This window comes from Streptomyces sp. ML-6, assembly GCF_030116705.1.
Lineage (GTDB): Bacteria > Actinomycetota > Actinomycetes > Streptomycetales > Streptomycetaceae > Streptomyces.
This window is the reverse complement of the sequence record NZ_JAOTIK010000001.1, coordinates 2063511-2076430: the sequence shown is the minus strand read 5'-3', so window position 1 is coordinate 2076430 and position 12920 is coordinate 2063511. Positions and strand designations below refer to the sequence as shown.

Below are 12920 nucleotides of genomic sequence, written 5' to 3'. Positions count from 1 at the left end.
CGATGCGAGGGACCCGGCGGTCTTCGGCGACTGGTCCAGTGTTAGCGGCGGCTTTCAACCACCGCAACGACCCCGGATACGAGCCCGCCTCGCAGCCGGCCCCGAAGGTCCCGGTCGATCCCAGCCACCCCGAAGGTGGCATAGCAGGTCAAAGCGGACGTTCGGTGGGTGTCGGTCCGCCGGGTCGCTACTAACCCGGTTAGGGGAGGACCAAGGGCCTGTGGGAGCCCTCACTCGCGGGGGGCGTCGAATGTGACCCGGGCCTCGAAGGCGGCGCGGCGGGTGGCCCGGCGCAGCGCCTTCAGCAGCGCCGGACCGACGGTCAGGACCAGCACCACGGTGAGCGAGGCCCGGCCCAGGTCCCAGCCGAGCGAAGTGGCCGCGCAGTAGGCGAGGAAGCGGACCAGGTTGTCCGCCAGCGGATCGCCCGGGTGGAACGAGATGCCCGAGCCGGACGGGGGCACCACCGTCCAGCCGGCCAGGTTCATCACCGTGCCGTACGCGAACGCCGCCACGAACCCGTAGCCCGCGAGCATCAGCAGCTCGGCGCGCCCGCGCAGCCGTTCCGGCCCCGGCAGCAGGCCCGCGCCCATCGCGAACCAGCCCATCGACAGCATCTGGAACGGCATCCACGGCCCCACCCCGCCGGTGAGCAGCGCGGACGCGAACATCGTCACCGCGCCCAGCACGAAGCCGAACCCCGGCCCGAGCACCCGGCCGCTCAGCACCATCAGGAAGAACATCGGCTCCAGCCCCGCCGTGCCCGCCCCCAACGGGCGCAGGGCGGCACCGACCGCGGCCAGCACCCCCAGCATGGCGATCGCCTTCGCGTCGAGACCGCCGTCCGCGATCGTCGCGACGGCCACGCCGACCAGCAGCGGCAGCAGCGCGGCGAAGAGCCACGGCGCGTTCCCGGAGTGCGCCAGGCCGGAGCCGCCGTCGGCCAGCAGGGGCCAGCCGAACGCGAACACCCCGATCACGCCGACGAGGACCAGCGCGACGACCGCCCGGGGCCCGAGCCGCACCGCCCGCACCTGCCGCCCGGCACCGGCCGTACCCGTGTCCGTGCCTGTTTCTGTCCTCGTGGCCGTACCCGTACCCGTCCTCGCTTCCGCGACCATGTCCGCTTCCGTCCGCGCACTCGCTTCCGTACCCGTGCCCGTACCCGCTGCCGGGTCCGTACGCCGCCCGCTCATGCGCCCGCCTCCAGCGCGGTGCGCACCTGGGTCACGGTCAGCCACTCCTGCGGAGCGAGGATCTTCGCGGTCTGCGGGGCGAACGCCGGGGAGGAGACCACCACCTGCCCGGTCTCCCCGTCCGCGACGACCTCCCCGTCGGCGAGGATCACCACCCGGTGCGCCAGTTCCGCCGCCAGCTCCACGTCGTGCGTGGCCAGGACGATCGCGTGCCCCTCGGCCGCGAGCGCGCGCAGCACCCCGACCAGCCGGGCCTTCGCCGCGTAGTCCAGACCGCGCGTCGGCTCGTCCAGGAGCAGCAGCGGGGGCCGCGCGGTGAGCACCACGGCCAGGGCGAGCGCGAGGCGCTGCCCCTCGGAGAGGTCGCGCGGATGGGTGTCGTCCGGCACGTCGGGCAACAGCTCGGAGACCAGGGCCCGGCAGCTGCCGGGGGCGGCGCCCGCGTCGGAGTCGGCCGCCGCGCACTCGGCGCCGACCGTGTCCGCGTACAGCAGGTCGCGCGGCTCCTGCGGCACGAGGCCGACCCGGCGCACCATCTCGCGCGGCTGCGTGCGGTGCGGGGTCCGGCCGCCGACCAGGACGGTGCCGGTGGTGGGCTCGACCATGCCGACCAGGGTGCCCAGCAGGGTGGACTTGCCCGCCCCGTTGCGCCCCATCAGGGCGACGGTCTCGCCGGGGGCGACGGTGAGCGTCACCCGGCGCAGCGCCTCGACCCGCCCGCGCCGTACCCCCAGCCGCTCGACCCGCGCCGGGACGTCGGACACGGGCTCCGCCTCCGGGACGGTCCGCGCGCCGCGGCCCAGCAGCCGGGCCAGGACCCCGCGCCGCCCGGCGGTGGGGGCGGGGACGACGGGCGCCGGGGTGGCGGAGGACACCGGCGCCGGGGCGGGCGGCCGGGCCGAGGAGAGCTGTTCGCGCAGGCCGGAGGCCCGGCGCCGGGCGTCACGGACCGAGAGCGGCAACGGCTCCCACCCCGCGAGCCGGCCCAGCGCCACGACCGGCGGATGGACGGGGGAGAGCGCCATGACCTCCGCGGGCGTACCCATGACCGGCGCCGCGCCCGGCGACGGCAGCAGGACGACCCGGTCCGCGTACTGCACCACCCGCTCCAGCCGGTGCTCCGCCATCAGGACCGTGGTGCCCAGGTCGTGCACCAGCCGTTGCAGCACGGCGAGGACCTCCTCGGCCGCCGCCGGGTCCAGCGCGGACGTCGGCTCGTCGAGGACCAGCACCTTGGGGTGCGGGGTGAGGACGGAACCAATCGCGACCCGCTGCTGCTGACCGCCGGACAGCGTGGCGATCGGCCGGTCCCGCAGCCCGGCCAGGCCCAGCAGGTCCAGGGTCTCCTCGACGCGCCGCCGCATCACGTCGGGGGCCAGCCCCAGCGACTCCATCCCGTACGCCAGCTCGTCCTCGACCGTGTCGGTGACGAAGTGGGAGAGCGGATCCTGGCCCACCGTGCCGACCAGATCGGCCAGTTCGCGCGGTTTGTGGGTACGGGTGTCGCGCCCGTCGACCGTGACCCGGCCGCTCAGGGTGCCGCCGGTGAAGTGCGGCACGAGCCCGGACACGGCACCCAGCAGGGTCGACTTGCCGACCCCGGACGGGCCGACGAGCAGCACCAACTCACCCTCGGGCACGGTCAGATCGACCCCGGACAGGGTGGGGCGCTCCGTGCCCTCGTACCGCACCGAGACCTGCTCGAACCTGATCACTGGCCCTCCTCGGGTTCCGCCCCGCCCACCGGCGGCGGCACCGGCGCCACCACCGCGGGCAGCAGTCCGATCAGCACCGCCGCGGCCGGCCACAGCGGGAACACCGGCGCGGTCAGCGGCGTGACCCCCGGGTGCAGCGCCGCCTCGTCGACACCGCTCGCCCAGATCATCGCCACCGCCACCACGACCCCCGAGCCCGCGACCAGCCGGGCCCGGACGTCCCACCGGTCGGGCCGGTAGCGGGTACGGACCGAACGGGCCCCGCCCAGCCGCAGCCCGACCGCCGCGGCGACCAGCCCGAGGGCCAGCAGCGGCAGCCCGTACACCGCGCCCTGCGCGGCCAGCAGCCCGTACGTGCCCGCGCACACCCCGAGCAGCCCGCCGAGAACGAGGACGTTCGTGGTGCGGCGGACGGCGGCCGGGACCCGGGCGGTGCGCCCGTAGCCGCGCGCGTCCATCGACGCCGCCACCGCGATCGACCGTTCCAACGCGCCCTCCAGGACCGGCAGTCCGATCTGGAGCACCGCCTTGACGCCACCGGTCGGGCGCCCCCGCAGCCGCCGGGCGGTGCGCAGCCGCATCACGTCCGCGACCATGTTCGGCGCGAACGTCATCGCCACGACGACGGCGACCCCCGCCTCGTACAGCGCCCCCGGCAGCGACTTCAGCAGCCGGGCCGGGTTGGCGAGCGAGTTCGCCGCGCCGACGCAGATCAGCAGGGTGGCCAGCTTCGCCCCCTCGTACAGCGCGAAGACCAGCTGCTCGGCGGTGACCCGGCCGCCGATCCTGACCCCCTTCGCCCAGTCGGGCAGCGGCACCTCGGGGAGCGTGAACAGGGTGTGCGTGCCCGGCAGCGGCGAGCCGAGGAAGACGGAGAAGACCAGCCGCACGGCGACGACGAACAGCCCGATCCTGATGAACGTCCCGTACGAGCGGGCCCACGGCGCGTCCGTGCGGCGCGCGGCGACCACATAACCGGCCACCGCCACCAGCAGCCCCAGCAGCAACGGGTTGGTGGTCCGGGACGCGGCGGTGGCCAGCCCCAGCGCCCACAGCCACCAGGCCCCGGCGGGCACGGCGTTGCTCCGGGTCGCGGTGGGGGCGAGCAGCGGGTGGCGGGGCCGGGCCGTGGCAGGGGCGCGGAGGGGCCGGGCCATGGCGGGGGTGCCGGTCGGGACGGTGGTGCCGGGAGCCGGGCCGTCGGTCGGAGCGGTACCGGGGGCCGGGCCGTCGGTCGGGGCGGTCATCCGCGTCGGCGGCGGGCCTGCGCGATCGCGGCGACGCCGAGGAGGAGCACGGCGGCGGCGCCGACGAACACCCCGGCGGACGGACCGCCGCCAGAGGTGTCGACGGCGTCGGACGCGGTACCGGAGCCGGACACGGTGCCGGAGTTGCCCGCGGAGCCGGAGTCGGCCGGGGGCGTGGCGCCGGACGCGGACCCGGACGGTGCCCCGCGGCCCTCGTCCGAGACCTGCTCGCCGCAGCCCGAGCGCGGATAGCCGGAGATGGCGCAGAGCATCGCGGAGCTGTTGTAGCGCAGCGGCTCGGCCACCGAGGCGAGCGCCTCGGCGGAGCTGGCGTCGGGGGCGACCCGTGCGCACGCCGTGCGCGGCGCGGGCGGGGTCTCCCCGGACGGGGCATCCGCCGCCGAGCCCGCGTCGATGACGAGCGCGATCCGCTTGGTGCCGTCCCGCGCCGGGGTGCCCGCGCAGATCTTCGCGAAGTCGGGGGCGTGGCGCGGCGTCGCGGCGTCCTGGGAGTCCTCGCTCACCGCGAACCGGAAGCCCTGCACCGTGCCGTCGTCCGGCCGGACCAGGGACGGGCCCTGGGTGGCGTACGTCCAGCCGGTGCCGGAACCCTCCCAGAACGACCAGTACCGGTAACCCGCCGCATGGGCCGTCCCCGTGCCGAGCAGCACGGACAGGACGGCCAGGACCGCCAGGAGGACGCCCGGTGCCGCCGGCGGCGCGCCGGCCCTTCCCGCCCGCCTCACGGCCGCTGGTTCTTCCGGCGTCCGCTGATCAGGAAGAACGCGCCCGCGGCGACGACCAGACCGATGCCGACGTACCACCACACGCCCCCGATCACGTCGTCGCCGCTGTGGACCCGGTCCTGCTCCGTGGGCACGTACCCGGTGTCGCCGGCCGGGTCGGGCGTCACCACGGAGGCGGGCGCGGGGCCGCTCTCGTTCAGCCGGGCGACCAGGTCGACGCCGCCGAAGTCCCGGGCGTTCTCACCGGTGGCGTGCGCGGCCAGGACCAGTTGCGCGTAGGCGGCGGGGCCGTTCTGCTCGGCCCAGCCCCGGGAGTTCTTCTTCAGCCAGGCCACGGCCCCGTCCGCCTCGTTCTGATGACCGGACGCGGACAGCGCGACGACCGCGTCCGCGGTGTTGCCGAAGTCCGGCTGCGGGGTGGTGTCGGCGGCCCCCGGCATCGGCGGCGCGTTCAGGTGGCCGTGCTCGGCGAGGGCGCCCTTGAGGTAGTGGGCGCCGTTCTGCGCGGCCTGCTCGGGGGTGGGGGCGTCGCCCGGGGCGCAGCTGCTGGGCTTCTTGCCCGCGGCGTTGTTCCCGACGGCCAGGGCCTTGCCCATCGTGCCGAGCACGGCGGCCGCGGTGGCGTCCGCGTTCGCGACGAGCTTCCCCTTCTTGTCGGGCTGGTAGGCGAAGGCGCCGCCGTCCTTGCCGCCGCACGGGATCGCGAGGGCGAGCAGCGGGTCGTAGGGGGTCTTGCCGCCGGGCGTCGTGATGTCGGTGATCCGCTGCCCCTGCCGGGCGAGGGCCCCGATCACCAGGGAGGTCGAGTTGGCGTCGCTGGGCGCGCCGACGGCGTAGCCCCAGCCGCCGTCCTCGTTCTGCACGGACTTCAGCCAGCGCACCGCGTTGTCCACGGTCCTGCCATGGCCGCCCACCTCGGCCAGCGCTTGGGCGGCGGCCGCGGTGGCGTTGGTGTCCAGCACGGTCTTCGCGTCGCACGGCCGGGAGACGTCGGGCCGGTACGCGGCGTACGCGCCGTCGGCGCACTGCTGGGAGACCAGCCAGTCCACCGACTTCGCGGCGGGGGTGACGCCCTCGACCTTCTGCGCGAGGAAGGCCAGTGACTGCCGCCACACCCCGTCGTAGGTGGGGTCCTTCGTGCCGTACAGCCCCGACGGCAGGGCGGCGGAGGGGGAGGGCGTGGGGGACGGCGCCGCGACGGCGACCGGGGCGGCGGCCGAACAGAGCACGGCTGCTGCGGCGGCGAGCGTTGCGACGCTGCGGCGTACGGTCATGGCGGGCGGGGCCTCTCCTGGTGCGGAACCGGGCACAGGCACGCTCAGGCACCGGGCTCGGCCCCGTATACCTCGACGGTGCCGGCCACCGGGGGTCCGGTGGCGCGAGCCGGTCACGACCTCGGACAGGGCATTCCGACTCACCGCCTGCGGCGACGGCTCACGGCTGCGCGGTCAGTGCCGGATTCGCACCGGCTTCCCCCTGAACGGGCATGATGACGACCCGCCCACTCTACCGGGCGGCTCCGGACGGCCTCCGGCCCGGCCCGTCCCGTCCGGTGGCCCGCTGCCTCCAGCGGCGCCTGGTCCGTCTCGGCCTGTCCCGTCCCGTGGCCCGCTGTCCCCAGTGGCGCCCGGCCCGTCCCGTCCCCTGGCCCGCTGCTCCCAGCAGTGCCCGGCCCGGCCCGTCCCGTCCGGTGGCCCGCTGCTCCCGGCGGGGCCCCGCGCAGGACGGGATCCCTCACACCGCGACGTACCTCACCGGCTCGCCGCCCGCCACCGCCTCCGCGCGCCCCAGCTTCACCAGCCGCCGCAGATGCGCCTCGGCCTCGGCGACGGCGATGTTCCGCGAGCCGTACGGGATCCGTGCCCACGGCCGGTTCCACTCCATCCGCTCGGCCAGCTCCCACGGGGTCGACGGGACGGCCAGCAGCCCGAGCAGCCCGGCCAGCCGCTCCTCGTGGTGGTCGAGGAGCTCGCGCACCCGGCCCGCCGCGTCGGTGAACGCGTGCTGGTGCGCGGGCAGCACCTCGGCGACCCCGAGCCGGCCGACCCGCTCCAACGAGGCGAAGTAGTCGCCGAGGGGATCGGTGACCGTGGCGTCGTCCGGGTCCTCGTACAGCCCGATGTGCGGGCTGATCCCCGGCAGCAGGTGGTCCCCGGAGAAGAGCCGCCCCAGGCCCGGCAGGTTCCCCGGATGCTCCTCCTCCAGGTGCAGGCAGACGTGCCCCGGCGTGTGGCCGGGCGTCCAGACGGCCCGCAGCCGGCGCCCCGCCAGGTCCAGCAGCTCCCCGGGCACGATCTCCCGGTCCGGGAGCGCGGCCCGCGACCCGGGCAGGGCGCTTGTCGCGCCCCTCCCGGCCGCGGCGGCCCGCAGCGGCGCGAGGTGCTCCTCGGGCGCCCCGACGACGGTGAGCTTGCCCACGAGGTACGTCAGCCAGGTGCCGGGTTCCGACTCACGGGTGCGGCGCACGATCTCGGTGTCCGCCGGGTGCATGGCGATCCAGGCCCCGGACGCCTCGCGCACCTGCCCGGACAGGCCGTGGTGGTCGGGGTGGTGGTGGGTGATGATCACCCCGTGGATCTCGCCGACGTCCGTCCCCACGGCGGTCAGCCCGGCGGTGAGCGCGTCCCACGCCCCGGGGTCGTCCCAGCCGGTGTCGATCAGGACCGGCCCGCGATCGGTGTCGAGGACGTGCACGAGGGTGTGGCCCAGCGGATTGTCCGGGATCGGCACCCTGATGCTGTGCACGCCCCCGCCGTGATCGGTCACCTGGGTCATGGGCTTCCCCGTCTCTCCGCGGCCTGATCGGCGTACCGGACGTACGGCTGTGCGGTGCACCGAGCCCACTGTAACGAGAACCTGTTCCATTGGTAGCCCCGGTCGACCATCTTGTGGGGCCGCCGCGCGTTCCTGGGCGCGTCAACCTTGGCTTGCTCAGCGTTGGTCGAGTCCAGATTGATCACTGCGTCGGGCGCCGTGGTCGGCTAGCTTGAGCGTGTGGGTGACGACGTGCAACAACCAGTGATCGCCGGGCGGTACCTCCTCCTCGAACACCTCGGCCGCGGCGGCATGGGCACCGTGTGGCACGCCACCGACCAGCTCCTGGGGCGCCCCGTCGCGGTCAAGGAGGTGCATCTGCAGGCGGGCGGCGAGGAGTTCGCCGACCGCGCACGGCGGGCGCATCGCGAGGCACGTGCCATCGCCGGGATCTCCCACCCCAACGTGGTCAACGTCTACGACCTCGTGGAGCACGAGGGCCGGCTGTGGGTGGTGATGGAACTCGTGAAGGGCCGCTCGCTGGCCGAACACGTTGCCGCGCTCGGCCCGATGCCCCCGTCCCGGATCGCCGGGATCGGCCTCCAGCTCCTGGCCGCACTCGACGCGGTGCACGCCACCGGCGCACTGCACCGGGACGTGAAACCGGCCAACATCCTGCTGCGGGACGACGGCGGCGTCGTGCTCTGCGACTTCGGCATCGTGGCCCTTGCCGGAACCGAGTCGCTCACCACGCCCGGCGGGGTGATCGGCACCCTGGATTTCATCGCGCCGGAACGCCTGAGCGACCGCCCGGCGGGGCCGCCCAGCGATCTGTTCTCGCTGGGCGCCACCCTGTGCGCGCTGCTGACCGGCCGTTCCCCCTTCGCCCGCTCGGAGCCCGCCGCGGTGCTGCACGCCGTGATGCGGGAACAGCCGAAGATCCCGTCCGGCGCGGGGCCGTTGACCCCGGTGCTCGAAGCCCTGCTGAGCAAGAACCCGGCCGACCGGCCGACCGCCGCCCGGGCCACCGCCCTGTTGCGCCCCCTGGCCATCGCGCCGGACCCCGGGACCACGGCCGGAGCCCCGCCGCACGACACGACGGCCCCCTCGGGGGCGGGGTTCGCGGCCGATACGGAGGCGCCGCGCCGTCGGCCGTCCCGTCGGGCGGTGCTCACGGCCGGCCTCGCGCTCGCGGGAGGGGCCGGCGCCGGTTTCGCGCTGAGCCGGCTGTGGCAGGGCGACGGGACCGGCACCGAAGCGGAACGCACCGGCAAGCCGGCCCCGAAGGCACCGAACCCTGCGGCATCGAACCCTGCGGCCGCCCCCGGGGCGTCGGCCTCCCCGCTGCTCGGGGAGGTCCGCGTCGATGCGGTGATGCCCGCCCCGGACGGTACGAAGCGGCTCTGGATGTTCTACGGAAACCAGTACGTACGGGTCGACGCGTCGGACTCGCGCGAGCGGTTCGGGTGGGAGGTCGGGCCCCAGCCGCTCAGCAACTGGAGCGGAGCCTTCGAAGGTCTGCCGGACTTCAGCGAGAAGATCGACGCGGTGCTGCCGGTCCCGGGGGCCAACGGCGAATACTGGGTCTTCTCGGGTTCGCGGTACATCCGGCTCCGCGTCGAGGACGCGGAGCCGTACAACGACAGCCGGCTCACGGAACCGGGGCCGCTCAGCGACTGGGCGGGCGCCTTCGGGCTCGTGGTCGACTCGCCGACCGTCGTCGACGCGCTGATGCCGGTGCCGGAGGAGGACGTGCCGGAGTTCTGGGTGTTCTCGGGAAGCCGGTACGCCCGGTACGGACTGGACGGTACCGGCCCCGAGGGCAGGTTGGTGAAGGGGTGGCAGCAGCTCGGCGACTGGAGCAGAACCTTCGCGCGGTACCCCGGCTTCCGGGAAAGGATCGACGCGGTCGTCCAGGTGCCGGACGAGCGGAACAATTACTTGGTCTTCTCCGGCGGTTCGTACATCGAGATCGAGATGGCGGGCAAGGAGCGGAACTACGCGGACAAGTTGGTCCATGCCCCCGGGCCGGTGCACGTCTGGAAGTGAGCCCCTCGGCTTCCCGGTCCGTCGAGAGGGAAGCCGGGAGGGCTTCCGCGGCAGGCGCGCGGCCTGCCGCACACGAGTCCCGCTCCCTGCCGTTCCCCTGTCGTGCGCGCACCCGTGGACTCCTGGAACCGGAACTGGTATCAGTTTTGACAGATAGTCAGATTCCGATATTGCGCCGGTTCGCGGGAGGCAGCAGCCATGACCGAGCTTGTCGAACACGGAAAACTGTTCATCGGCGGGGAGTGGGTCGACCCGCTGGGCCGGGACGTCATCGAGGTCGTCTCGCCCCACACCGAGCAGGCCATCGGGCGCGTGCCGCATGCCGCCGAGGCGGACGTGGACCGGGCCGTCACCGCCGCGCGGCGGGCGTTCGACGAGGGGCCGTGGCCGCGGATGTCCCTGGACGAGCGGATCGCGGTGGTGACCCGGATCAAGGACGCGTTCGCCGTCCGGTACGAGGAGATCGCCCGGGTCATCAGCGCGCAGAACGGCACTCCGTACACGTCGAGCGTCATGGTGCAGGCGCTCGCCGCGATGATGGTGTGGGACGCGGCGATCACCGTCGCCCGCACCTTCCCGTACGAGGAGCGGCGGGCCGGGGTGCTCGGGCCGCTGCTGGTGCGCCGGGAACCGGTGGGGGTGGTCGCGGCGGTGGTGCCGTGGAACGTCCCGCAGTTCACCGCCGCCGCCAAGCTCGCGCCCGCGCTGCTGGCCGGCTGCTCGGCGATCCTCAAGGTCTCGCCCGAATCCCCGCTGGACGCCTACCTGCTGGCCGAGATCGCCGCCGGGGCCGGGCTGCCGGAGGGGGTGCTGTCGATCCTGCCGGCCGACCGGGAGGTCAGCGAGTACCTGGTCGGGCACCCGGGCGTCGACAAGGTGTCGTTCACCGGGTCCGTCGCCGCCGGGCGCCGGGTGATGGAGGTCGCCTCCCGCAACCTCACCCGCGTCACGCTGGAACTGGGCGGCAAGTCCGCCGCCGTGATCCTCCCGGACGCCGACCTGGACACCGCCGTCGCCGGCATCGTCCCCTTCGCCTGGATGATCAACGGCCAGGCGTGCGTGGCCCAGACCCGCATCCTCGTGCCGCGTTCCCGTTACGACGAGACGGCCGAGGCGTTCGCCGCGGCGGCGGGCGCGCTGAAGGTCGGCGACCCGCTCGACCCGGCCACGGAGCTCGGGCCCCTCGTCGCCCGGCGCCAGCAGCAGCGCTCGCTCGACTACATCCGGATCGGCCAGGACGAAGGCGCCAAGATCCTCACCGGCGGCGGCCGCCCGGCCTCCCAGGAACGGGGCTGGTACGTCGAACCGACCCTCTTCGGCGACGTCGAAAACTCCATGCGCATCGCCCGCGAGGAGATCTTCGGCCCCGTCATCTGCCTGCTGCCGTACGGCGACGAGGACGAGGCGGTACGGATCGCCAACGACTCCGACTACGGGCTCAGCGGCAGCGTCTGGACCGCCGACACCGAGCACGGCATCGACATCGCCCGCCGGGTCAGGACGGGCACGTACAGCGTGAACACCTTCAGCCTCGACATGCTCGGCCCGTTCGGCGGCTACAAGAACTCCGGCCTGGGCCGGGAGTTCGGCCCCGAGGGCTACGGCGAGTACTTCGAGCACAAGATGATCCACCTGCCCGCCGGGTACGAGGGCGGTGCGTGATGGGGGACCGCTGGACCGTGGAGGTCGACCGGGGAATCTGCATCGGCTCCGGCCTGTGCGTGAACCACGCCCCGACCGGCTTCGCCCTGGACTCCGCCCGCCAGTCCCGCCCCTCGACCCCCGAGACCGACGCCGACGAAGGAGTCCTGGCCGCCGCCGAGGGCTGCCCGGTGGAGGCGATCACGATCACCCTGACCGCCACGGGGGAAACGGTGTTCCCACCGGAGGACTAGATCGCCCGCCCGGCCGACGACGCCACCGGTGCCATCACTGCCAGTGGCCGGACACTGAGCGGTCCATGGACGCCCGGTGCTTCACCATCGACCCGCTGGGCCGGCTCACCGAGGCCGGTACCGCGAAGTCCGCCTGCGACCACCCGGCCGGGCCGGCCCAGGACACGGTTGGCGGTCCGGACGCGCATGGACGGAGCTACGGCTATGACAAGCTCGAAAACCACACCAACCTCCCACCCAACCCCAACAGGCTTTAACGCCGATATGGATGTAAATACTCCCATGATGGCCTTGAATCGTTGCTGATCTGCTCCTCTGTCGGGGGGTGGCTTTATCCAGGTGGCGGTGAAGGGTTGGGTGGGGTAGAGCCGGGTGCATTATTGTCGAGCCCCGGGTTCGGGTCGGATTTCTGCTGTCTGTTGGCCTGGGAGGTGCGGCAAATCGGGCGGCTTGCGGACGGGGGAAATGTGGAAGGCGTTGCGGTTCAGGTCAACAGTTCATTTGACGGCAGGGTGAAGGGGAGATCCCTTCGTCTGATTCGCAGGGCTCGTCGTCGAGGCCGGACCGGTCTGCTCGTGCAGGTGGACTTGCGTGATCCTCCCCGCAGCTGGTCGCCAAAATGGTGCTTGGTTTCCGTCACGGAAGGTGGACGTGAGCTCTGCGGCGTGGACCGGACCAGCATCAGAAAAGTTCACTTCATTCCGCTTTCTCCAGGGCCGCACTTGCTCCAGCTCGATGTTCTTCGGACGCGTGAAAAACGTTCCACAAGAGTCGAGCGGGAGGTTGTACTCGATCAGGGAGACGTGTTGCTGGTGACGTGTGACCCTGTGCAGCCGAACGTCTTCTATCGGCGCAGCCCCGTGGCGGATACCTGGAGTCTGCAGATCATTCGGTATGGGATTGTGGCCGAGGGGGTTCGGGCAATGAGGAGAATTAAGCACCCTCTGCTCGTGCTCGTCCTGCTGGCTGCGGGGATAGTTGCAGTCAGGCAAGGGGCACAGGAAGTTGGCGGAATCTGGGAGGATGTCATTCCGCCTGCCTTTGCCATGGGGATGGCAGGGATTATTGGAAATTATCTCAGGAAACGGCCCGGTCCGACTCGTGGTCTCGGGGAGGAAAGTGATGCCCGGGACGGGTAGAGGTTGACGGGGATCCGATCCGGTGAGTGTGGCGCTCGAAATCAATAATTCACCGGTTTCGCCCCTTGCATGGTTGCGATACTTTTGCCTGATGATCCGGGGCTGTGGCTTTTTGTGGTGATGAGAACCCCTGGGGGATTGGTGTTTTCTTTCTTGGTCGGAGTGGTCGTCCTGGTCTT

General features: G+C 73.0%; 11 protein-coding genes and 1 riboswitch. Of the genes, 5 read left to right on the top strand and 6 right to left on the bottom strand.

Translation table 11 applies throughout. The annotated features are described in order from the left end of the window. Positions 1 to 230 precede the first annotated feature (230 nt). The 6 genes from OCT49_RS09165 to OCT49_RS09140 form a co-directional block, all read right to left on the bottom strand. Positions 231 to 1121 carry an ECF transporter S component gene (locus OCT49_RS09165; RefSeq protein ID WP_283851394.1) on the bottom strand — a complete coding sequence of 297 codons (891 nt, stop codon included), beginning with the start codon at positions 1119 to 1121 and terminating at the stop codon, positions 231 to 233. Between the two features lie 71 nt (positions 1122 to 1192). Continuing rightward, positions 1193 to 2911, bottom strand: coding sequence for an ABC transporter ATP-binding protein (locus tag OCT49_RS09160; RefSeq protein WP_283851393.1), 1719 nt, complete (start codon positions 2909 to 2911; stop codon positions 1193 to 1195). Next, positions 2908 to 4068, bottom strand: a complete 1161-nt coding sequence (locus OCT49_RS09155) for an energy-coupling factor transporter transmembrane component T (protein WP_283855727.1) — start codon at positions 4066 to 4068, stop codon at positions 2908 to 2910. Before OCT49_RS09155 ends, OCT49_RS09160 begins: the two co-directional genes overlap by 4 nt. Positions 4069 to 4154: 86 nt before the next feature. Continuing rightward, a complete protein-coding gene (locus tag OCT49_RS09150; RefSeq protein WP_283851392.1) occupies positions 4155 to 4904 on the bottom strand; it encodes an SCO2322 family protein in 750 nt (249 codons plus the stop codon). Next, positions 4901 to 6178, bottom strand: a complete 1278-nt coding sequence (locus OCT49_RS09145; RefSeq protein ID WP_283851391.1) for an SCO2321 family membrane protein — start codon at positions 6176 to 6178, stop codon at positions 4901 to 4903. Before OCT49_RS09145 ends, OCT49_RS09150 begins: the two co-directional genes overlap by 4 nt. Before the next feature lie 128 nt (positions 6179 to 6306). After that, a riboswitch (cobalamin riboswitch) is annotated at positions 6307 to 6380 on the bottom strand. Between the two features lie 258 nt (positions 6381 to 6638). Further along, positions 6639 to 7679: a Strvi_7410 family MBL fold metallo-hydrolase gene (locus OCT49_RS09140; RefSeq protein WP_283851390.1), complete on the bottom strand. Its 1041-nt coding sequence runs from the start codon at positions 7677 to 7679 to the stop codon at positions 6639 to 6641. 219 nt (positions 7680 to 7898) lie between these two features. On the opposite strand from OCT49_RS09140, the gene OCT49_RS09135 reads away from it, so the two are divergent. The 5 genes from OCT49_RS09135 to OCT49_RS09115 all read left to right on the top strand — a co-directional run bounded on the left by OCT49_RS09135 (position 7899) and on the right by OCT49_RS09115 (position 12741). Beyond that, entirely contained in the window at positions 7899 to 9707 is a 1809-nt protein-coding gene (locus OCT49_RS09135; RefSeq protein WP_283851389.1) for a protein kinase domain-containing protein, read from the top strand. 198 nt (positions 9708 to 9905) lie between these two features. Next, the gene (locus OCT49_RS09130) at positions 9906 to 11369 is read left to right on the top strand and encodes an aldehyde dehydrogenase (protein ID WP_283851388.1); all 1464 of its coding nucleotides are present in this window, start codon (positions 9906 to 9908) and stop codon (positions 11367 to 11369) included. Further along, a complete protein-coding gene (locus OCT49_RS09125) occupies positions 11369 to 11602 on the top strand; it encodes a ferredoxin (protein ID WP_283851387.1) in 234 nt (77 codons plus the stop codon). Before OCT49_RS09130 ends, OCT49_RS09125 begins: the two co-directional genes overlap by 1 nt. 65 nt (positions 11603 to 11667) lie before the next feature. Continuing rightward, positions 11668 to 11859 (top strand): hypothetical protein, encoded by a 192-nt coding sequence (locus tag OCT49_RS09120; protein WP_283851386.1) that lies wholly within the window; start codon positions 11668 to 11670, stop codon positions 11857 to 11859. 408 nt (positions 11860 to 12267) lie between these two features. Beyond that, the gene (locus tag OCT49_RS09115) at positions 12268 to 12741 is read left to right on the top strand and encodes a hypothetical protein (protein WP_283851385.1); all 474 of its coding nucleotides are present in this window, start codon (positions 12268 to 12270) and stop codon (positions 12739 to 12741) included. The last annotated feature ends 179 nt before the right edge of the window (positions 12742 to 12920 follow it).

Coding starts and splice junctions, on each gene's coding strand:
- OCT49_RS09145 (WP_283851391.1), bottom strand. CDS start 6,178: ATGACCGTACGCCGCAGCGTCGCAACGCTCGCCGCCGCAGCAGCCGTG.
- OCT49_RS09130 (WP_283851388.1), top strand. CDS start 9,906: ATGACCGAGCTTGTCGAACACGGAAAACTGTTCATCGGCGGGGAGTGG.
- OCT49_RS09125 (WP_283851387.1), top strand. CDS start 11,369: ATGGGGGACCGCTGGACCGTGGAGGTCGACCGGGGAATCTGCATCGGC.
- OCT49_RS09140 (WP_283851390.1), bottom strand. CDS start 7,679: ATGACCCAGGTGACCGATCACGGCGGGGGCGTGCACAGCATCAGGGTG.
- OCT49_RS09120 (WP_283851386.1), top strand. CDS start 11,668: ATGGACGCCCGGTGCTTCACCATCGACCCGCTGGGCCGGCTCACCGAG.
- OCT49_RS09155 (WP_283855727.1), bottom strand. CDS start 4,068: ATGGCCCGGCCCCTCCGCGCCCCTGCCACGGCCCGGCCCCGCCACCCG.
- OCT49_RS09165 (WP_283851394.1), bottom strand. CDS start 1,121: ATGGTCGCGGAAGCGAGGACGGGTACGGGTACGGCCACGAGGACAGAA.